The following is a 19579-nucleotide window of genomic DNA, read 5'->3' as shown; positions in this document are numbered from 1 at the left end:
AATCGATTACAATTGCGATAATCGATTAGGGATAACTTAAAATTGTGTAGCGTATGTACTGGACACTCGAACTGGCATCTTATCTGGAAGATGCACCTTGGCCTGCTACCAAAGAAGAGCTGATTGACTATGCTCTGCGTTCAGGTGCACCGATGGAAGTGGTAGAAAACTTGCAGGAACTCGAAGACGACGGCCAACCCTACGAAAGCATCGAAGAGATTTGGCCCGACTACCCCACCAAAGAAGATTTCTTCTTTAACGAAGATGAATTCTAACAATCATTAAAAATCAAGCAAAAATAAAAAGAGCTGCCTTTGAGCAGCTCTTTTTATTTTGACAGCAAAGCCGAAGCAATCAGCAAGTCTTCGGCAGTAGTGATTTTTAAATTCCGGTAGTCTCCCTCTACCAAACATAAGCGATGCCCCGCTGCCTCCATTACCGAAGCATCATCGGTGAAGCGTTCCATATCTCCGGCAAGCCATGCTTGGCGGTAGGCTTCCAGCAGGTCTTGCAGGCGAAACACCTGTGGCGTTTGTACCAAACGGAAACAGCTGCGGTCAAGTGCGCGGTGTGTGCCTGTGGGCGTCACTTCCCGGATAGAGTCCTTCAAAGGCACCGCAGGAATGGCACTGCCATGATTTGCCGCCATGGTAAAAGCACGCTCAAGCAAAGCCGTATCCACCAAAGGGCGGGCGCCGTCGTGCACCCCCACCAATGTGCTTTTTTTTGAGGCACCCAAGCGCTGCGCCAGCGCCTGCAAGCCGTTCCAAACCGAATGGCAACGCGTGGCACCACCCGGCACACATACAAAGGGCATTTCCGGCTCTATCTTTTGCCACTCGGCTTGCCAATAGTCAATATACTGCTCCGGCAGCACCACCACCAAGGGCATCCGTGCATCAAACTGCAAAAAAGCCCGGATGGTATGCCACAAAACGGGCTTGCCTTGCAAAGGCAGAAATTGCTTGGGCATGTTTGCCCGCATCCGGCTACCGGAACCACCGGCTACAATAACAGCTGCAAAAGAGGTCGTACTCATTCGTTTAGTCGAAATGGCGTTTGGGGAATCCATCCATACCGAGTGCCCGGATACGAGGCAACAGCAACAGGGCTTCTTCACGTGTAGGATATGCCCCCACGATGACACGGTAAATGCGTCCACCGGACCATCCCACTTGAATATACACTTCTTCCAGCCCGCCTTCCTTTATGAGCGTACGGCACTGGTCTATGGCATTTTCCACATCGCGATACGAGCCCACCTGAAGTCCTACACCTTTGGGGAAGCGCTCTGTGCCCCACATGCTGTAAGTGTGGCCGGTCTTGAATTTTTGTGCTACCGGCGCGCTCTCTTCTGCCCCCACCGGCACGGCCGGCACCTCGCTGTCTGTGGGTTCAGGCGCTGCCACCTCTTCTACCAGCACTTTGGCGGTACCGGTGCGCACCATATCCAGCTGAATGGCTGCCGCCTTGGTAAGGTCTATGATACGCCCGTGTGCATAAGGGCCCCGGTCATTGATACGCACCACCACACTTTTGCCGTTGGCTAAGTTGGTTACCTTTACATAGGTGCCAAAGGGCAAGGTGCGATGCGCAGCCGTCATACGGGAATTGTCAAAAATTTCTCCGCTGGCCGTTTTTCGCCCGTTGAATTTATCGGCATAATACGAAGCCATGCCTTTGGCTTTGTAGGTGCGCTGTGCGTGCAGCGGAGTGACTGAAAAACAAATCATTACCCCCCACAACACACACACCCAATAAGAGCTTTTCATACACTTCATTCTCTTAACTTGCTTGATTCACTTCTTCAAAAATACACAAAACACACAAATGAGTGCCTGTTTTTTTAAAATACGAAGAATGAAGCCATTACACAATTGGGCTAAATACAAAAAAAATAATTCATTATTTTACTTGTGACTTAAGGAAAAAACTTTATATATTTACAACCGATGTTTAACCAAACTGTCAGATTTGTGGAAGAGAAAAGAGTGAACAACGGACAAAAGGAAGAGCTCTTCTCCAAGCGCGTGCGCGCCGGTAAAAGAACCTACTTCATTGATGTAAGAGCTACTCGCGGTGATGATTTTTACCTGACAATCACTGAGAGCAAGAAGCGTTTCCGCAACGGGAACTACGTGTACGAAAAGCACAAAATTTTCCTCTACAAAGAGGACTTCGCCAAATTCACCGAAGCATTGCAGGAAGCCATCGACCACATCAAGAATGAGTTGATGCCGGATGTGGACTTCTCACAGTTCGAGAAAACAAGCGAAGAGCTGACAGAAAGCTTTCTCAACGATGGCTTGGATTCGCTCGATACCGAGTTTTCTACCGAAGACAGCGACTTAAAGTGGGACTAAGCGCCCGGGCGCATAGTTCATTCACGATTTTATGATGCGGGCAGTTCTTTTAACCAAAAGGGCTGCCTTTTCGTTTATTGTTTCATTATCTTTTGCCCACGGTCAACGGCTTCAATTTCTTTTTTCCATGCAGCAGAAAAAACAAACGCGCATTATTGCTCTGGTTCGTTTTATTGACTTTCAAAAGCCTATCAACCGCATTTTGGTGCAAGGTGCCCTGCTGTTGACAGGCTTATGGTTTTTTACTTACTACTTCGGCAATATTGCTTCTTATCTCATCATTTCGCTGATACTGTCGGCCATCTTGGGACCCATTGTCAATTTTCTGCATGACCTTCAGTTTTTCGGCATTCGCATGCCCCGGGTGCTGGCAGTCATGCTAAGCTTTCTTATATTTTTCGGCTTTCTCATTACCTTTTTGGTGCTGTTTGCACCTTTGGTTTATGACCAAATACAACTCATTAAAAGCATACAGTTCGACGAGCTGCTCAAGCGGGGGCAGATACCGCTTCTCAGAATCGAGCGTTTTTTGAATGACAGCTTCGACATGCAAATCGCCGAAGGGCAACTGCTGCAAGAAATACAGCGGTCACTTTTGCGCCTGCTCGACTCGGTGCGCTTTGGTGACCTGTTCAATACCTTGCTCAGCTTCGCCGGACAGTTTTTTATCGGCACCTTGGCCGTTTTCTTTATTACCTTCTTTTTTCTTTATGAAAAGAATTTCATTCACAACCTGCTCACCGGCATGATTCCCAACCGCTATTTTGAAGTGGGTATCAGCACCATTGACAAAATCGAGCGTTTGCTGTCCAATTACCTGTTGGGCATTCTGCTGCAAATGGTGGCTATCTTCACCATCGTATCTACCGGTTTGAGCCTGCTGAATATCCCCTATGCCATCACCATCGGGGTATTTGCCGCAGTGGCCAACCTCATTCCTTATTTGGGTCCTGTGCTGGGCGGCAGCTTCGGCTTGATTGTGGGCATCTCTTCCATAGCCCTGCACGCCGAATTGAGTACCCAAGCCGTTTCTTTCCTGGCACTGAAAATACTGATTGTCTTTGCCATCACACAACTTACTGACAATGTCGTGCTGCAGCCGGTCATTTTTTCGCGTAGCGTGAAAGCCCACCCGCTGGCCATCTTCATTGCCATATTTTTTGGTGCCAACATAGCCGGCGGCATCGGTATGATATTCGCCATTCCGGTTTATACCATTTTTAAGGTTATCATATCCGAGCTGCAAAGGGGCATTAAAGAATATCAAGTATTCAAAAAAGAGAGAGAGGTTATATTGAAAGACAACAGGGATTTACTGCAACGGCTCCCCTAAGGGCGAAAGTTACGCACGCCTTCTTTTTGTCATGCAAAAGATTGCATAAGTCGTTAAAAAATCAGATATTTGCGCTTCGTATTTTGCCCGCGAAGGGTAATAGCGCTTTGAGACTTAGAGAAAATAGCCTAAGTTTGTAAAAAATTTCAAAACAGGAACGTTTCAAAACCATGGCTGACCCAAACTTTGTCAAACTGTTCTCAGGCACCAGCTCCCGCTATCTTGCCGAAAAGATAGCCGAAGCGTATGGTAAGCCCTTGGGCGCTATTACCATTCAGCGATTCAGCGACGGCGAAATATCGCCTTATTACAACGAGTCTATCCGCGGCTGTGATGTATTCCTCATTCAGTCCACCTTCCCGCCGGCAGACAACCTCATGGAACTGCTGCTGATGATTGATGCAGCCCGCCGGGCATCGGCAAAATACGTAACCGTCGTAATGCCTTACTTTGGCTATGCACGCCAGGACCGCAAAGACAAACCACGCGTGGCCATTGCTGCCAAGCTGGTAGCCAATTTGTTGTCGGCGGCCGGCGCTGATCGTCTGATGACCTGCGACCTGCATGCCGGGCAGATTCAAGGCTTTTTCGATTTTCCGGTTGACCATCTGGACGGGTCTGCCATCTTTGCCCCCTATCTTGAAAAGCTCAACTTGGATAATCTTGTATTTGCAGCGCCGGATGTGGGGGGTGTGGGACGTGCCCGTGCCTTTGCCAAGATGTTTGAAGCCGATATGGTTGTTTGCGACAAGCACCGCAAGCGTGCCAACGAAGTAGCCGGCATGCAAGTAATTGGCGATGTAAAAGATGCCAATGTGGTCATTATAGATGACATTGTGGATACAGCCGGCACCATTTGCCGGGCTGCTGCTGTCCTTAAAGAAAAAGGGGCGCGTAGCGTGCGTGCCATCTGTACGCACCCGGTCTTGTCGGGCAATGCCTATGACAACATCAACAATTCGGTATTGGAAGAGCTGGTGGTGTCCGATACCATTCCTTTGCGCCAGCAATCACCGAAAATAAAGGTGTTGAGTGTGGCTGACTTGTTTGCTACTGCCATCAAGAAAGTGCACGATTACGAATCCATCAGTTCGTTATTTATCTCAACTCATAAATAAACGTTTAAAACGAAATAAAGAAGGATTACCTAAACAAAAGAAAACAATGAGAACTGTAGAAATTGTAGGGTATAAGCGCAACGAGCTGGGAACTGCCGCAGCCAAAAAACTTCGCGTAGAAGGATATGTTCCTTGTGTGTTGTACGGTGGCGAAGATGTCGTACACTTCTATGCTCCCATGTCTTTGTTTAAAGACCTGGTGTACACCCCCGAAGCAGCTTTCGTGAAGCTGAACATCGAGGGTGATGAGTACGATGCCATCCTGCAGGAAGCTCAATTCCACCCGGTAGCTGACTACATCACCCATGCCGACTTCTTGTTGCTGCAAGAAGACAAGCCCGTGAAGATGGAAATCCCTGTGAAGGTAGTAGGTTCTTCCATCGGTGTGCAAAAAGGTGGAAAAGCCGAAATCAAGCTGCGCAAGCTGAAAGTAAAAGCTTTGCCGAAAAACATGCCTCAATATGTAGAGGTGGACATCTCACACCTGGACTTGGGTAAATCAGTAAAAGTAAAAGACTTGAACCCCGAGTCTTACACCATTCTGAACAGCCCTCAAAACCCCATCGTTTCGATCGCCATTCCTCGTGCTTTGCGTTCGAAACAAGCACAAGAAGCAGCTGCCGGCAAATAAGCAGTGCTTGCATAAAGCTGAAACCAAGCAAGAAGGCTACCTGCCGGGTAGCCTTCTTTGTTTTATGTTGTTCCAATAGACCGGTTTGCCGCTACTCTATGACAGGATAGCGCTTAAAAGGTTTTTGGCGGTCAAACAGATAGCGATACGTAATGTGTGTTTTGTAGATGCTCCCCCCTACATCTTCGGCTACGCGCATCATCTTAGGATTAAAATCACCTATCCAGTTCATTTCCATCTCTTTATAGCGATAGCCGGGCTTATGCGCCATGGTTGAATAATAATAAACAATGGCAGACTCTACGCCTTTCCCCTGGTGTTCGGGCACCACGCCAAATACCACTCCAAACAATTTTTTCACTCCCACCACGCGGCGATACCATAAAAACTTCAGCTTTCCCCACCAATTCAATTGCCCATTCAGATGCTTGACAATTTGGTTCATTTCAGGCAACATAATGAAAAAGGCAACGGGCTCACCATCATAATACGCATACAAAATAATTTCAGGATCCAAAATAGGCTTCAGCTTTTTCATGATGGTCAATGCCTGTTCGGTAGTCATAGGCTCCACACCGCTGTGTTTTGCCCATGCTTTGTTGTAAATGGTGCGAAAATCTTCGGCATACTTTTCCAATTTAGACAGGCGCATGTGGTCAAAGGTGTAGCGCGGGTCGTCGTATATTTTTTTTGCTTTTTCGTGCACCTTGGGCTTTAGCGGGTCGGGAATCCAGCGATAATAAGTGTATTGTTTAAAATAGGTTTGAAAGCCGTAATTTTCGAAAAGGGTGCGGTAGTAAGGGTAGTTATAAGGCATGCAATAATTAGGCTCGGTAAAACCATCGACCAAGCATCCCCACCAACGGTCGCGCGTACCGAAATTAATGGGACCATCCATGGCTTCCATGCCGCGAGCCTGCAACCAGGCTTTACAGGTATCGAAAAGCAGGTTGGCTGCCGCCTGGTCGTTGATGCAATGAAAAAAGCCCATGCCACCGGTAGGCTGCTCATTGTCTTTCATCGCCAGTTTTTCATTGTAAAAAGCCGCCACACATCCGATGGTTTGCCCCTGCGCGTCTTGTAAAATCCAACGGCAGGCATCCCCCCCGCGGAACAACTTGTTTTTGGTGGGGTCAAAAACTTCTTCAATGTCCTTGTCCAGCGGTCGAATATAAGCCGGATCGTTTTTGTAGAGGCGCACCGGGAACTCCAGAAACTCTTTGCGCAGCGCCTTGTTGGTTACTTCCACGATTTTCATAAGACTCTTCAAAGACAGGTTTTATTTTTTAAATTTGGGCAAAGCTATATAATTGAAAGCGCATAATAAAATGCCACGCTTACGCCAAGCTCTGTACTTCGCCTGTTTGCTGTTTGTTTGCCGGCTGTTTGCCGGCTGCAGCAGCAGCCGCATCACGCACAGCACTGACCGTGCGCCTGCAGCCGACTTTAACCAATACCGCTCCTTTGTAGTGGTTGACTATTACCGCTTTCGCAACGATAAGGACCCGGTCGTGAACAGCGACCTAAATCGACAACGGATGGCACGCCTCATTACAGACGCCCTTATAAGCAAAGGGTTGAGTCCGGCTGCCGAGCCTGCCAATGCACAGCTGCATGTGAAATTCAGAATGGACCTGCAAACGCAGCAGGAATTCCAGCAGAGCTTCAACAACAACTGGGGGTGGGTAGGCTGGCGCCCCTATCCTTACTATCCGGCGAGCATGAACACCTACCAGCGCCAATACGAAGAGCTGACCGTAGTAATAGACATTGTGGATGCCCGCAACGACCGTCTGCTTTGGCAAGGATGGGCTTTTGCCGAAATAGATAAAAAAAGAAAGAAGCTGCCCGTCCTACAGGCAGCCATTGTGGAACGGCTTTTTTCGGAATATCCATTTCCACCACAGAAAAACAAGCGCTAAATAGCTGCTTTTTTCAGCGCAAGCGCCCGTCAGCAAGCATTTGTTCTACTTTTTGCACGTCCTCCGGTGTTTCTACACACACGCTGTCGTGGGTTGTGATTGCCGTGTGGATACGATAGCCGTGCTCAAGCCAGCGCAGCTGTTCGAGCGATTCGGCACGCTCCAGCATGGAAGGTGACAAACGGCAGACGACCTCCAGTATGTCGCTGCGGTAAAGATACAAGCCTACATGTTTGTAAAAGGTATAATGCTTCCACGCTTCTTCGAGGGGCATATCGCGCACAAAAGGTACCGGATAGCGGCTAAAATACAGCGCCTCGCCGCGCGTGTTAAGCACCACCTTCACCTCGCCCGTGTCGGTGAGCTCATCCGGGCGCTCTACCTGCTTGATGAGCGTGGCAATTTCCAAGCGGTGTGCTTCATCAATCAGCGCAATCAAGGCTTCAATTTGCCCGGGCACAATAAAAGGCTCGTCGCCCTGTATGTTCAACACATAGTCGTAATGCGCACCGCTTTTTTGTAGCGCTTCAAAGCAGCGGTCGGTGCCACTTGGGTGCGCAGGGTCGGTCATAACCACACGCCCCCCCAACGCCTGCACGTGCCCGGCGACACGTTCGTCGTCGGTAGCTACCAATATATCTGCCAAACCTTGGGCTTGTTTTACACGCTCATAGACACGCGCTATCATGCTTTTCCCTGCAATAGGGTGCAACACCTTGCCGGGAAAGCGAGTCGAAGCATAGCGCGCAGGTATTACTGCCAATACTTTTGTTGCCATATGGTGGATGTGCGTTTTGTTCGAAAAGCAAAATAAGAAAGGCAGACACCGCCTGTGGTGTCCGCCCTCGGTCTATTTTCAAAATTTCATTACTTAGAAGCAGCTTCCACTACGGGTGCCCCACTCATGATTTCGTCGTTGGCAAACTCTTCGTACTTCGCAAAGTTCTGTATAAAGAGCTGAGCCAGCTTTTGTGCTTGCGCGTCATAGGCTTCTTTGTCGCTCCATGTGTCGCGCGGGTTCAGCACTTCGGCAGGCACACCGGGGCAGCTTTGCGGCACAGCCACGCCAAACACAGGATGTGTTTTGTAGTCTACGTTCTCCAGCTTGCCTTCGAGCGCCGCACTCAACATGGCACGGGTATAAGCCAGCTTCATGCGCGAGCCCACGCCGTAAGGTCCGCCGGTCCAGCCGGTATTCACCAACCAAACGTTTACTTGGTGCTTACGCATGTTTTCGCCCAGCAGTTCAGCATATTTGGTGGGGTGCAAAGGCAAGAAGGCAGCTCCAAAGCAAGCCGAGAAGGTAGCTTGAGGCTCGGTAATGCCTACTTCGGTGCCGGCTACCTTGGCAGTGTATCCCGAAATGAAGTGATACATCGCCTGACCGGGGGTGAGCTTCGAGATAGGCGGCAATACGCCGAAAGCATCGGCCGTCAGGAAGAATATGTTTTTGGGATGCCCGCCAATAGAGGGTTCCAATGCGTTTTCTATGTGGTAAATAGGATAAGCCGTACGGGTGTTTTCCGTTACCGACTTGTTGGTATAGTCGGGTGTGCGGGTGCCCTCAAAACAACGGACATTTTCAAGAATAGCACCAAACTTGATGGCATCCCAGATTTGAGGCTCACTCTCGCGGGTAATGTTGATCACCTTGGCATAGCAGCCACCCTCAAAGTTAAAGACGCCATCGGGTGCCCATCCGTGCTCGTCGTCACCAATGAGCTTGCGATTGGGGTCAGCCGAAAGGGTGGTTTTTCCTGTGCCCGACAGCCCAAAGAACACAGCCGTATCGCCTGCTTCGCCCATGTTGGCAGAGCAGTGCATAGACAAAATGCCGCGTTCGTGCGGCAACATATAGTTCAATACCGAGAATATTCCTTTTTTCATTTCACCGGCATAACCTGTGCCCCCAATCAAGATCATGCGTTTGCTGAGGTTCAGGATGGCAAAGTTTTTTTGACGGGTGCCATCTACGGCCGGGTCTGCTTCAAATTCGGGAATGCAGATAATGGTGAAATTAGGCTCGAACTGCGCCAGCTCTTCACGCTTGGGGCGCAAGAACATATTGTAGCAAAACAGGTTTTGCCATGCTTTGGTATTAATGACACGCAGATTCAAACGGTAGTCGGCATGTGCCCCGGCATAGGCATCACGCACATAAATAGTTTTATCTTTCAAATAGTCGAGCATCTTGCGATGCAGGGCATCGAATTGCTCGGGTGAGAAAGGTATATTGATATCCCCCCACCAAACGGTACTTTCGGTGCGTTCGTCTTTTACGATAAATCGGTCTTTGGGCGAGCGTCCGGTAAACTGACCGGTATCACACATGATGGCTCCGTTGTCGGCAAGTAGCCCTTCGCCATTGGCTAAGGCATGTTCTACAAGCTCTGCGGGACACAAGTTCCAGTACGCCTTGGCAGCCGTTATGTTCATGTCTGCCAAGCTGCGTTTTTCAGACTTCAATCCGAACTCTTGCATTTTTTATAAAAATTAAAAGGTTCAAAATAGACGAAAAGTCACGAAGGACGGGGCAAAGTTACGCATTTGTTTTCAAAAGATTAAATGATAAACATCAAAGCGCTGCCCTAAGGGCAACGCTTTGAGCTACATACGGTAGGCGGTCTGTCTTTTGGGCACTTTCTTTTTAAAGAGCCGCTTGGTGGCATAGCCGCTCCATGCTGCCATAAAAGCCACTATGCCCCCCAACAAAGCCGATACCAAAAAAAGCCACTCACCGATTTGGGGCATGCCCAGCATGGCCGCAATACGGCGCGAGAGCAGTTGGTCGTTTTGCAGGTCGGCAAAGAAAGCCCGGATTGCCCAAATAAAAAAAACCGCCAGAAAAGCAGAAAAAGTAGTTCCCCAAAAGCGCTTGCCAAACAAGGCAGCCACCACAAAGCAGACCACTGCCATGCTCCACCAGGGGAAAAATATTTGCACCAAGATGCTAAGTATTAAAATCAGAATAAAGACCATAATAAGCAGTGCTTTTAGTTGATTATTTAGATTTTGCCCATTGAATGCCCGGCCCAATTACAAAGCTTATACAACATGCGGGCGCCCACATTGGCGTCCCACTCATCTTCGAAGCTGCCCCCTACTTCCACCAAATCGAAACCTATGATTTTACGCCCCGAGCGTACCACTTGTTTAATCAAATACAAAGCTTCAAAGAACTCCAGCCCACCGGCTACGGGGGTGCCGGTCATGGGGCACAGCTTGGGGTCCAGTCCGTCAATATCAAAGCTAATATATACATTTTCAGGCAGTTGTTCCACGATGGCTTGGCAGTAGTCTTTCCAGCTCTTGCCTTCGTAAATGCCTTCTTTTATTTGTTGGTCGAAGAAGGTGACGATGCGCTCCGGCTGCGAACGAATCAAATCCCATTCTGCTTCGCAGTAGTCCCGTATGCCTACCTGTACCAGCTTGGTCACTTCGGGGAAGTCCTGCAGCACATTGTACATGATGGAAGCATGAGAATAACGAAAGCCCTCATACGCTTCACGCAAATCGGCATGAGCGTCTATTTGCAAAATGCCAATGTCGTCGTAGCGCTCGGCAAGGGCACGTATCAGACCGTAAGGGGTGCTGTGGTCACCGCCCAATACTGCCACTATTTTGTCTTCATCGAGCCAGTCGGAAGCCGTTTCATACACCCACAAGTTCATCTTTTCGCACTCTTGATTGACCACCGACGGTATTTCGTGCATGTAAGGGGCGCCCTCCCAGTCGGCAGGCTTGCCTTGTTCGAGCCAATGTATGTAATCTTCGGTTTCCTCGCGCAAGGTGGCACTCATCTCTGCCAGATGCTCCGGCAAGTCGAGCATGGCGATGCCCATCTTCCAGGCATCGGGAATATCCGGGTCGTAGAGGTCCACTTGCGCCGAGGCATACAATATGTTTTCGGGGGCGTCGGAAGTACCGGTACCATAAGACACCGTCACTTCCCAAGGCACGGGCACAATCACCACTTCGGCATGCTCGGGCTCATAGGGCAAGCCAAACAAGCGCCCTACCTGCCCCACATCATTGGGGTCTATGCTCTTGATAATTTCTTCTTTTGAACGCTTTGCCATATTGCTGCTTTTTTAAAAAGGCTTACTGTATTGAGTCTGCAATGTTACGCATTTTTCAAGACAAGACCGGTAGCTTCTCTATCGCTTCTTGCACTTTGCGATACACCGCTTCCAAATCTATGCTTTCCGGGTCGTTTTGTTGACGGCAGATGTCCAACAAGATTTTATTTTGCAGCTCCCCTCGTTGCTTCGCCACATAATAGGGGATTTCCGGATGAAAGGTTACCAAAGCATACTTTGAGAAGTAATCCGGATAGTGTTGCTCCAGGCGGTATTCCAGCTTGCGCATGCGCTGAAAGTCTTCATCATTCACCCGGTCGCGCATTTCATAGAAGTTATCTATGGCCAGGTCGGCAATGGCGTCGGTATCTTTTTTTCTGCTTGCCTGATAGGCATCAAAAGCCTTTTGCCAATCGCCCCGGCAGGCATCCAGGTGCTCTTCCAAACGCAGGCAGTCTTCAAAAGCGGCATTCATGCCTTGCCCGTAAAAAGGCACAATGGCGTGGGCGGCGTCGCCAATCAACAACACCTTGCCTTTGTATGCCCAAGGGTAGCAGCGCACCGTTCCCAAAACACCCACCGGATTGCGGAAATACTCTTCGGTAAGCCGGGGCATCAAGGGGGGCACATCCGGGAAGCAGGTATCAAAGAAAGCGCGCACTTTTTCGGCTGTGCTCAGCTGTTCGAAGCTATAGCCCGGGCCCTCTTTAGGCAAAAAAAGTGTGCAAGTAAAGGTGGCGTCCAAGTTGGGCAACGCAATGAACATAAAAGTCTCACGCGGCCATATGTGCAAAGCATGTTTTTCTATCAAGAAAGCGCCATCTTTGCCGGCCGGCAGGGTCAGTTCTTTGTAGCCGTAATCTAAAAAATCCACCTCTTCCTGCAGCAAACCGGCGCTCTTCAGGGCGCGGCGCACCACCGAGCCGGCACCGTCGGCAGCAAAAAGCACATCGCCTTCTATGCGTTGGCGTTGCCCATTTGCTTCTACTTCCACGGCCGGGCATTCCCAGTCCACGCCCACACAAGCAGTGCCAAAATGTATGTTTACATTCGGATATGCCTCGGCATGGTTTACTAAAGCCACGTTCAACTCCAGGCGGGAAATAGAGTTGATATATTCGTGGGGCTTGGTGCTGTAGGGCAGCAGCAGGGTGTGCCCCTCCGTGTCGTGAATCATGCGCCCACGCATGGGAATCATCAAAGGGAACACGGCATCTTGCAATCCCAAACGCTCCAGAGCGCGCAAGCCGCGGTGCGAGAGCGCCAAATTGATAGACCGCCCTTCTTCCATTCCGTATAGACGGGGGTCGCGGCGCTTCTCAAATACTTCTACTTCATAACCACGCCGTGCCATGAAAGAGGCGAGCAAAGAACCTACCAAACCGGCACCTACAATGAGCACTTTAGGCATACTACTTTTCGTTTTCTTCGTACATGAAATCGCACATAAATGAAGGGGGTAATTTAAGAAGATTGCCTGTAATTGACCGATGACTTTTCTTCTTTTGCCGGCTTATTTTTTTGTTTATACTCCCAAAAAGGCTGCGGGTCTAAATTCAACCAGGCAAAAGCATTTTCGCCCAAGAGTTTGCGTTTTTGGGCTTCGGTTAACCCTTCGGTTTGCTCTATGAGGCGCCCGGGTGTCAGCTCGCCCAAGGGGAAAGGGTAGTCGGTGCCCAGCGCCACCTTGTCTTCGCCAAACAACTGCACAATAAAACGCAGGGCTTCGGGCGAGTGCACCAGTGAATCCACCCAAAAGCGCCCAAGATACTCTTTCGGATGCACGTTGTTGTCTATGGCGCAGAGGTCGGGGCGCACTTCAAAGCCATGGGCAATGCGCCCAAAAGTAATGGGAAACGAACCGCCACCATGGGCAAAAGCTACCCGCAAGCGCGGCAGGCGCTCAAACACCCCGCCGAAAATCATGGAACAAATAGCCAAAGAGGTTTCGGCAGGCATGCCCACCAACCAAGGCAACCAATATTTGGGCATACGCTCTTTGCCCATCATGTCCCAAGGGTGTATAAAGATGGCTGCGCCCAGCTCTTCGGCTGCCTGAAAGAAAGGGAAGAGCTCCTCGTCCGACAAGTTCCAATCATTCACATGCGTGCCTATCTCTACGCCTGCCAAGCCCAAATCCACCACACAACGCTCCAGCTCTTTGATGGCCAACGAGGGGGCTTGTAAAGGCACCGTGCCCAAACCGATGAAGCGGCGCGGATAGCGTGCCACCACCTCGGCTATGTGGTCGTTCAAGTATTGACTGACGGCAAGCGCATCCAAAGGCTTCGCCCAGTAACTAAACATTACGGGGATAGTAGAAAGCACCTGCACATCTACGCCGAAGTCGTCGCACTCGCGCAAACGTGTCTCGGGGCTCCAGCAGTTGTCTTGAATCTCGCGGAAAAACTTACCGTCAATCAACATGCGGGCGCGGCAACTCTTATGATGGTCCAACGACACAAAGCCTCCATAGCCGAATTTCTCTTTGAAAGAAGGCAGCTTCTCGGGGATAATGTGTGTATGTATATCGACACGAAGACACATGAGCAGAAAAATTGAGTTGTTTGAATCAATGAAAAGATAGGACGTTTACAAGTATTTTACAAGCCGGCGCCCCACTCCTTTTCCGGGAAAATTTGCATACAAGGAATTTCTTGCTTATCATTGCGGCAACGATGCTTACGAGAAACCGCATATATTCCCTCCTCACCGGATTTTCTCTGCAATCCGCCCACCGGACTGCATGGCATCATCATGCCTTCCATCATGGCTCTCTGTCCTAAGAGAGCCAAAGCAGCAACATATTACCCCATTCCTTTTGGGGCATGTTCAAAAAAACATGCCGGCATGGTGTTTTAAAACAAACGCCCCATCAAGCAGTTATATTTTCCTTTTTCCGTTCGTCTAAAAAACACAATCATATGTTGCGCATAGCATTACAAAAATCCGGAAGGCTAAGCGAAGCCTCGCTCAAGCTCATAAAAGAATGCGGCATTAGCTTCACCAACGGCACAGGCAAGCTGAAAACCATTGCCGACAACTTCCCCGCCGAGTTTCTTTTCCTACGCGACGACGACATTCCGCGTTATGTGGCCGACGGCGTGGCCGACATAGGCATAGTAGGTGAAAACGTAGTGGTAGAAGACCGTTCCGAAGTAGTCATCACCAAAGCGCTGGGCTTTTCGAAATGCCGCCTGTCCATCGCCATACCGCGCGGCGAAACGTATGAAGGCATCGAAAGCCTGCAAGGCAAACACATTGCCACCTCTTATCCCAACATTCTGCGCGACTTCCTGAACAAAAACGGCATCGATGCCACCATTCATGAAATCAGCGGCTCGGTAGAAATAGCCCCAAGCATCGGCTTGGCCGATGCCATCTGCGACATCGTCAGCACGGGCAGCACCCTCATGAGCAACGGGCTGAAAGAAGTGGAAGTCATTTTCCGCTCTCAGGCCGTCTTGATTCAAACGCCCGTATTGAATGAAGAGAAGCAGGCTGTACTGCAAAAGCTGCTGTTTCGTATTGAAGCCGTGCAAAACGCACGCAACAACAAATACATTCTTTTGAATGCCCCCAAAGAAGCCATTCCCGCCATCATCGACATACTGCCGGGCATGAAAAGCCCCACGGTCCTGCCCTTGGCAATGGAAGGCTGGTATTCGCTTCATTCGGTCATTCAAGAAGACCAATTCTGGGAAATCATCGAGCAGCTCAAAGCGGCCGGTGCCGAAGGTATATTAGTGGTTCCTATCGAAAAAATGATTTACTGATGAAAATATTTATTGAACCTGCACCCGACCAATGGGCAGAGCTGTTGGCGCGCCCCGTGTTGCAAACGCAAGACCTGCGCGCACGCATTGCCCCCATCATTGAAGCAGTGCGCCAAGAAGGCGACGCTGCCCTGCTGCGCTTCAACCGCCGGTTTGACGGCTACGAAGGGGCTTTGCAAGTCCCCGCGCATGCCATCGAAGAAGCCCCCAAACAAATAGACGCCTCTTTGTGGCAAGCCCTGCAGCAAGCCTATGCCAACATACGGGCATTTCACGAAGCGCAAAAAGAAGAACCCAAAATAATAGAAACCATGCCCGGTGTGCGCTGCTGGCGGCGCAGCGTGGGCATCGAACGAGTGGGCATCTATGTGCCCGGTGGCACGGCGCCCCTCTTTTCCACGGTGCTGATGCTGGGCGTGCCGGCTCAAATTGCCGGCTGTAGCGAAGTGGTGCTGTGCACCCCGGCCGGTGCCGAAGGTGCCGTGCACCCCGCCATATTGGCTGCCGCTTCGCTCTGTGGTATTCGCAAAATATTTGCCGTAGGGGGCGCGCAAGCCATTGCTGCCATGGCTTTCGGTACCGAAAGCATTCCCAAGGTGGACAAGGTCTTCGGACCGGGCAACCAGTATGTAACCGCCGCCAAACAGATGCTTTCAGCCGAAGGCATCATTGCCATAGACCTGCCGGCCGGGCCTTCGGAAGTAGCCGTGTGGGCAGATGCCCAAGCCCCTGCCCCCTTCTTGGCAGCGGACCTGCTGTCGCAAGCCGAACATGGACCCGACAGCCAAGTAATATTGGTATGCGACACCGAAGCTCAAATACAAGCCGTTTTGCAAGCCATTGAAAAGCAGCTGTCACAACTGCCCCGTGCCGGCATAGCACGCGAAGCCCTGCGCCACAGCCGCGCCTTTGTCATGAAGCAGCCCGAACAGGCTTTGCGCCTACTCAACAGCTACGCCCCCGAACACCTTATCATAGCCCGTCAGGATGCAAGCCACTGGGTCAAGCACGTCACCCATGCCGGCTCGGTGTTCTTGGGCTACTACACCCCCGAGTCTGCCGGCGACTATGCTTCGGGCACCAACCATACCTTGCCCACCAACGGCTTTGCCCGTATGTATAGCGGCGTGTCACTCGACTCGTTCGTGAAGAAAATCACCTTTCAGGAAATCAGCGCCGAAGGTTTACAAAAGCTGGGCAAAACCATTGGCACCATGGCAGCCGCCGAAGGCTTGGATGCCCACCGCTTAGCCGTAGATGTCCGTTTAAATGCCTTGTCTCCCAATCCACCTCAGCTATGAACATGAACCCAACCATTCGTATTGAAGACATCATGCAGTGTGTGCGCCCCCACCTGCGGGGGCTGCAGCCCTACAGCTCTGCCCGCGACGAGTTCAGCGGGCAGGCACACATCTACCTCGATGCCAACGAAAACCCTTTTGGCAGCCCTCTGTTAAGTGTTTCTGTGTATAACCGCTATCCCGACCCCCACCAGCAGAGCCTGAAAGAGCGCTTGGCAAAGCTGAAAGGCGTGGCGCCCGGACAAATTTTCCTGGGCAACGGCAGCGATGAAGCCATAGACCTGCTCATAAGGGCATTTTGTGAGCCGGCACAAGACCGCATCCTTATCACCCCGCCCACCTACGGCATGTATGAAGTGAGCGCTGCCATTCATAATGTGGGCGTGCTGAAGGTGCCCCTTTTGCCCGAAGTGTTTCAGCTCAACACAGCCGAAATAATAGCACAAAGCCGGCAAGCCAAGCTCATATGGCTTTGCTCGCCCAACAACCCTACAGGCAATCTGCTTCGTCGTGAAGACATTCACGCCATTTTGACACAAGTACACTGCCCGGTGGTAGTCGATGAAGCATATATCGATTTCAGCGAAGACGAAGGCTGGTTGCCCCACTTGGAACATTATCCCAACCTGATAGTGCTCCAGACCTTTTCCAAAGCATGGGGGCTTGCCGGCTTACGTTTGGGAGTTGCCTATGCTCATCCGCAAATCATTCATTTGCTCGACAAAATAAAACCACCTTACAACATCAATGCTTACACCCAAAAGATGGCACTGCAAGCCCTCGACCAAAGACGCCAAGTGGCGTTGTGGATAGAAAACACACGCCGTGAACGCCAAGCCCTAAGTCAAGCCTTGACAAACCTGCCTTTCGTGGAGAAAGTGTTTCCTTCCGACGCCAACTTCATATTGGTGCGCATGCAGCAGGCAAGTGCCATTTACCGCTACTTAATAACGTGCGGCATTATAGTGCGTGACCGCAGCCGCGTTGTTCTGTGCGACAACTGCCTGCGAATCACCGTCGGGAAGCCCGAAGAAAACCGGCAACTATTAAATGCTTTACGGGAGTGGCAAAAAAATGGCTAATTTCCTTTTGCTGCTTTTGGAGTTCCTCTCGTGATTTAGTAGCTTCCATCATATGGTTCAACCCTAAACACTTTTATTCTCATGACTCCCGAAGTACAGAAAGTGCATGGCATGATTGAAAAATTTGCCCAATCGGTAGGTGTCGATCCCAAAAAAGCCTTCGACCCGGAGAAAAAGGCTTGGTATTTTCAACGTGGTTCTGCCCGCATCGAGGTGTTTGTGCAGGGCATTCCGCTCAGCAATGGCGAAATGCGCTACTTCTTGCGTATTTTCTCCCCCATTATGAAAATACCGGCCGGGCGCGAATGCGAAGTGTATAAGCACCTGCTCGAGCTCAACGATCAGTCGCTGGGCGTAAAACTCACGCTGATGCCCAACAGCAATCAGGTATATGCCACCTACGAGCGCGACATACAAGGGCTCGATGACGAAGAACTGGCTACCTGTATGCTCGACTTAGGCTGGTGGGCAGACAAGCTGGACGATCAGTTGCAAATCACCTTTTCTTCTGACCGTTAAGCCAACACAGGGGGCGGCCGTTTTGCCCGCCCGGCTGCCCGCCTGTTTTTTCTATACAACAACCCAATAGCAAACCCATGAAGCCCGAAGTGCAAAGAGTACACGATATGATTCGCCAATTTGTGGCGTCGGTAGGCTTGGACCCCGGCAAGGCATTCAACCCCGAAAAACAAGCGTGGTTCTGGGTGCGTGGTTCTGCCCGCATCGAGGTGTTTGTGCAGGGCGTGCCGCTCAGCAATGGCGATACCCGCTACTTTCTGCGCCTTTTCTCGCCCATTGCCAAAGTGCCCAATTACCGCGAAAAAGAGTTTTACCGCCATCTGTTGGAACTCAACGACTCGCGCCTGGGCGTAAAACTCACCGTCATGCCCAACAGCGATCAGGTATATGCCACCTATGAACGCGACATACAAGGGCTGGACTACGACGAGCTGGTGACCTGCATTGCCGACCTCGAATGGTGGGCCGACACCCTCGATGATCAACTCATGGCGGCCTTCCCCCCCGACGACCGCTAAAGCAGCCTTGGCTTTTTGCACTTTTTTTGCTACTTTTCTTGTTTAGAAGACAAAAAAGTAGCGGCATTTCTTATGCGTAGTATTTATTTTCTGCTTGCATGCCTCATAGGCTTTGAACTCCATGCACAAACGCCTTCCATCCTGGAAACCGACAGCATCCCCGACCTTTCGGTAGAACTGTCACAAAAGAAGGAAAAGAAAGACAAGGGGCGAAAAATAAAAAAGCGCCGAGTTTATTATGGTGTCAAAACCAAAAAGACCTTCATCAAGCATGACAACGGCACCGTAGAGATTTTTCACTACCTGCCCGAATGGCACGAGCCCTACAATAAAGTGGAAGAGATTGGCTGGTATTGGGAAAAAAGGCGCAAACTATATCATACTGAATATGGTTCCATCAAACGTGGCGAAGCCAAGTTGCTACATGGACCTTATCGCAAGCTCTACAAAGACCGGGTCATGGAAGAAGGTTTCTACTACTACGGGGCAAAGCATGGGCGCTGGGTGCGCTATGGGCGCGATGCCCTTGACCGCGACTGGGTGCTCATCGACAAAACCAAGTATTTCCGCGGCTGGCTCAAAGAGTCGAAACGCACTTACTACGATGAAAAGCAAAACAAGCTGAAGGAAGTCATCCCCATCAAGCACGGCAAGCTGGAAGGCAACTACTATTTCTTTTACCCCAATGGGCGCATTGCCATCAAAGGGCAATATGAAGCGGGGCAGCGCGTGGGCGTATGGATGGAATACTACCCCAACGGGCAGCGCAAACGGGAAATACACTACCCCCGCAAGCCGGATACCAACGAAAAGCCCTACATCTTGCGCCAATGGGATGAACGCGGCAAAGAAACACGCTATCAACCCCATGAAGTAGAGCTGGACGACTACCACCCCTTGAAAGAAGACCGAGAAGAAGCCCGCCTGCAAAATTAAG

Annotated in this window: 21 protein-coding genes; 12 read left to right on the top strand and 9 right to left on the bottom strand. The window is 50.5% G+C overall.

Going from position 1 to position 19579, the window contains the following annotated elements; translation table 11 throughout:
• The first annotated feature begins 53 nt into the window (after positions 1–53).
• Positions 54–275, top strand: coding sequence for a DUF2795 domain-containing protein (locus QVE43_RS12270; RefSeq protein WP_038030434.1), 222 nt, complete (start codon positions 54–56; stop codon positions 273–275).
• A gap of 53 nt (positions 276–328) precedes the next feature.
• Here QVE43_RS12270 and QVE43_RS12265 read toward each other — a convergent pair whose 3' ends face one another.
• On the bottom strand, positions 329–1039 hold the full coding sequence (locus tag QVE43_RS12265; protein WP_288007564.1) for a 2-C-methyl-D-erythritol 4-phosphate cytidylyltransferase: 711 nt from the start codon (positions 1037–1039) through the stop codon (positions 329–331).
• Positions 1040–1043: 4 nt separating this feature from the next.
• Positions 1044–1772, bottom strand: a complete 729-nt coding sequence (locus QVE43_RS12260; protein ID WP_288007562.1) for a septal ring lytic transglycosylase RlpA family protein — start codon at positions 1770–1772, stop codon at positions 1044–1046.
• A 204-nt stretch (positions 1773–1976) separates the two neighbouring features.
• On the opposite strand from QVE43_RS12260, the gene QVE43_RS12255 reads away from it, so the two are divergent.
• The 4 genes from QVE43_RS12255 to QVE43_RS12240 all read left to right on the top strand — a co-directional run bounded on the left by QVE43_RS12255 (position 1977) and on the right by QVE43_RS12240 (position 5445).
• Positions 1977–2363, top strand: coding sequence for a DUF3276 family protein (locus QVE43_RS12255; protein ID WP_038030587.1), 387 nt, complete (start codon positions 1977–1979; stop codon positions 2361–2363).
• 127 nt (positions 2364–2490) lie between these two features.
• A complete protein-coding gene (locus QVE43_RS12250; RefSeq protein WP_288007559.1) occupies positions 2491–3696 on the top strand; it encodes an AI-2E family transporter in 1206 nt (401 codons plus the stop codon).
• Between the two features lie 170 nt (positions 3697–3866).
• Entirely contained in the window at positions 3867–4814 is a 948-nt protein-coding gene (locus QVE43_RS12245; protein ID WP_038030438.1) for a ribose-phosphate pyrophosphokinase, read from the top strand.
• A gap of 46 nt (positions 4815–4860) precedes the next feature.
• Positions 4861–5445, top strand: a complete 585-nt coding sequence (locus QVE43_RS12240; RefSeq protein WP_288007557.1) for a 50S ribosomal protein L25/general stress protein Ctc — start codon at positions 4861–4863, stop codon at positions 5443–5445.
• A 91-nt stretch (positions 5446–5536) separates the two neighbouring features.
• Here QVE43_RS12240 and QVE43_RS12235 read toward each other — a convergent pair whose 3' ends face one another.
• On the bottom strand, positions 5537–6715 hold the full coding sequence (locus QVE43_RS12235) for a hypothetical protein (RefSeq protein ID WP_308445319.1): 1179 nt from the start codon (positions 6713–6715) through the stop codon (positions 5537–5539).
• A 58-nt stretch (positions 6716–6773) separates the two neighbouring features.
• Here QVE43_RS12235 and QVE43_RS12230 point away from each other — a divergent pair, with 58 nt between their 5' ends.
• Positions 6774–7367 carry a DUF4136 domain-containing protein gene (locus tag QVE43_RS12230; protein WP_288007555.1) on the top strand — a complete coding sequence of 198 codons (594 nt, stop codon included), beginning with the start codon at positions 6774–6776 and terminating at the stop codon, positions 7365–7367.
• Positions 7368–7380: 13 nt separating this feature from the next.
• On the opposite strand, the gene kdsB is transcribed toward QVE43_RS12230, so the two are convergent.
• The 6 genes from kdsB to QVE43_RS12200 all read right to left on the bottom strand — a co-directional run bounded on the left by kdsB (position 7381) and on the right by QVE43_RS12200 (position 13993).
• Positions 7381–8145 (bottom strand): 3-deoxy-manno-octulosonate cytidylyltransferase, encoded by a 765-nt coding sequence (kdsB, locus tag QVE43_RS12225; protein WP_288007553.1) that lies wholly within the window; start codon positions 8143–8145, stop codon positions 7381–7383.
• Between the two features lie 89 nt (positions 8146–8234).
• Positions 8235–9848: a phosphoenolpyruvate carboxykinase (ATP) gene (gene pckA, locus QVE43_RS12220; protein ID WP_288007552.1), complete on the bottom strand. Its 1614-nt coding sequence runs from the start codon at positions 9846–9848 to the stop codon at positions 8235–8237.
• A 126-nt stretch (positions 9849–9974) separates the two neighbouring features.
• Entirely contained in the window at positions 9975–10346 is a 372-nt protein-coding gene (locus QVE43_RS12215) for a hypothetical protein (protein ID WP_288007550.1), read from the bottom strand.
• 26 nt (positions 10347–10372) lie between these two features.
• A complete protein-coding gene (locus QVE43_RS12210; protein WP_038030454.1) occupies positions 10373–11446 on the bottom strand; it encodes an agmatinase family protein in 1074 nt (357 codons plus the stop codon).
• Between the two features lie 55 nt (positions 11447–11501).
• Positions 11502–12857 (bottom strand): NAD(P)/FAD-dependent oxidoreductase, encoded by a 1356-nt coding sequence (locus QVE43_RS12205; RefSeq protein WP_288007548.1) that lies wholly within the window; start codon positions 12855–12857, stop codon positions 11502–11504.
• Between the two features lie 53 nt (positions 12858–12910).
• A complete protein-coding gene (locus tag QVE43_RS12200; protein ID WP_288007546.1) occupies positions 12911–13993 on the bottom strand; it encodes an amidohydrolase family protein in 1083 nt (360 codons plus the stop codon).
• A gap of 377 nt (positions 13994–14370) precedes the next feature.
• Here QVE43_RS12200 and hisG point away from each other — a divergent pair, with 377 nt between their 5' ends.
• From hisG to QVE43_RS12170, 6 genes are all read left to right on the top strand, one after another.
• Positions 14371–15222, top strand: a complete 852-nt coding sequence (gene hisG / locus QVE43_RS12195; protein WP_288007544.1) for an ATP phosphoribosyltransferase — start codon at positions 14371–14373, stop codon at positions 15220–15222.
• Positions 15222–16523 carry a histidinol dehydrogenase gene (gene hisD / locus QVE43_RS12190; protein WP_288007542.1) on the top strand — a complete coding sequence of 434 codons (1302 nt, stop codon included), beginning with the start codon at positions 15222–15224 and terminating at the stop codon, positions 16521–16523. Before hisG ends, hisD begins: the two co-directional genes overlap by 1 nt.
• Positions 16520–17605 (top strand): histidinol-phosphate transaminase, encoded by a 1086-nt coding sequence (hisC, locus tag QVE43_RS12185; protein ID WP_288007540.1) that lies wholly within the window; start codon positions 16520–16522, stop codon positions 17603–17605. The genes hisD and hisC overlap by 4 nt, the downstream gene beginning before the upstream one ends.
• Before the next feature lie 81 nt (positions 17606–17686).
• Complete coding sequence (locus tag QVE43_RS12180; protein WP_038030462.1) at positions 17687–18124, top strand: YbjN domain-containing protein; 438 nt, start codon at positions 17687–17689, stop codon at positions 18122–18124.
• 77 nt (positions 18125–18201) lie between these two features.
• Positions 18202–18642, top strand: a complete 441-nt coding sequence (locus tag QVE43_RS12175; RefSeq protein WP_288007537.1) for a YbjN domain-containing protein — start codon at positions 18202–18204, stop codon at positions 18640–18642.
• Between the two features lie 72 nt (positions 18643–18714).
• A complete protein-coding gene (locus QVE43_RS12170) occupies positions 18715–19578 on the top strand; it encodes a toxin-antitoxin system YwqK family antitoxin (protein ID WP_288007535.1) in 864 nt (287 codons plus the stop codon).
• Position 19579 lies beyond the last annotated feature (1 nt).

It is taken from the genome of Thermonema sp. (assembly GCF_026003375.1).
Classification (GTDB): domain Bacteria; phylum Bacteroidota; class Bacteroidia; order Cytophagales; family Thermonemataceae; genus Thermonema; species Thermonema rossianum.
The sequence above is the reverse complement of the archived record's forward strand: the minus strand, read 5'-3'. Positions and strand labels throughout refer to the sequence as shown.

Bases quoted from the DNA above. Each gene is read 5' to 3' on its own strand.
- QVE43_RS12170 (WP_288007535.1), top strand. From the start codon at position 18,715: ATGCGTAGTATTTATTTTCTGCTTGCATGCCTCATAGGCTTTGAACTC.
- QVE43_RS12260 (WP_288007562.1), bottom strand. From the start codon at position 1,772: ATGAAAAGCTCTTATTGGGTGTGTGTGTTGTGGGGGGTAATGATTTGT.
- QVE43_RS12265 (WP_288007564.1), bottom strand. From the start codon at position 1,039: ATGAGTACGACCTCTTTTGCAGCTGTTATTGTAGCCGGTGGTTCCGGT.
- QVE43_RS12250 (WP_288007559.1), top strand. From the start codon at position 2,491: ATGCAGCAGAAAAAACAAACGCGCATTATTGCTCTGGTTCGTTTTATT.
- QVE43_RS12175 (WP_288007537.1), top strand. From the start codon at position 18,202: ATGAAGCCCGAAGTGCAAAGAGTACACGATATGATTCGCCAATTTGTG.
- hisG (WP_288007544.1), top strand. From the start codon at position 14,371: ATGTTGCGCATAGCATTACAAAAATCCGGAAGGCTAAGCGAAGCCTCG.
- pckA (WP_288007552.1), bottom strand. From the start codon at position 9,848: ATGCAAGAGTTCGGATTGAAGTCTGAAAAACGCAGCTTGGCAGACATG.
- kdsB (WP_288007553.1), bottom strand. From the start codon at position 8,145: ATGGCAACAAAAGTATTGGCAGTAATACCTGCGCGCTATGCTTCGACT.
- hisC (WP_288007540.1), top strand. From the start codon at position 16,520: ATGAACATGAACCCAACCATTCGTATTGAAGACATCATGCAGTGTGTG.
- QVE43_RS12215 (WP_288007550.1), bottom strand. From the start codon at position 10,346: ATGGTCTTTATTCTGATTTTAATACTTAGCATCTTGGTGCAAATATTT.
- QVE43_RS12270 (WP_038030434.1), top strand. From the start codon at position 54: ATGTACTGGACACTCGAACTGGCATCTTATCTGGAAGATGCACCTTGG.
- QVE43_RS12210 (WP_038030454.1), bottom strand. From the start codon at position 11,446: ATGGCAAAGCGTTCAAAAGAAGAAATTATCAAGAGCATAGACCCCAAT.
- QVE43_RS12180 (WP_038030462.1), top strand. From the start codon at position 17,687: ATGACTCCCGAAGTACAGAAAGTGCATGGCATGATTGAAAAATTTGCC.
- hisD (WP_288007542.1), top strand. From the start codon at position 15,222: ATGAAAATATTTATTGAACCTGCACCCGACCAATGGGCAGAGCTGTTG.
- QVE43_RS12245 (WP_038030438.1), top strand. From the start codon at position 3,867: ATGGCTGACCCAAACTTTGTCAAACTGTTCTCAGGCACCAGCTCCCGC.
- QVE43_RS12230 (WP_288007555.1), top strand. From the start codon at position 6,774: ATGCCACGCTTACGCCAAGCTCTGTACTTCGCCTGTTTGCTGTTTGTT.
- QVE43_RS12205 (WP_288007548.1), bottom strand. From the start codon at position 12,857: ATGCCTAAAGTGCTCATTGTAGGTGCCGGTTTGGTAGGTTCTTTGCTC.
- QVE43_RS12240 (WP_288007557.1), top strand. From the start codon at position 4,861: ATGAGAACTGTAGAAATTGTAGGGTATAAGCGCAACGAGCTGGGAACT.
- QVE43_RS12200 (WP_288007546.1), bottom strand. From the start codon at position 13,993: ATGTGTCTTCGTGTCGATATACATACACACATTATCCCCGAGAAGCTG.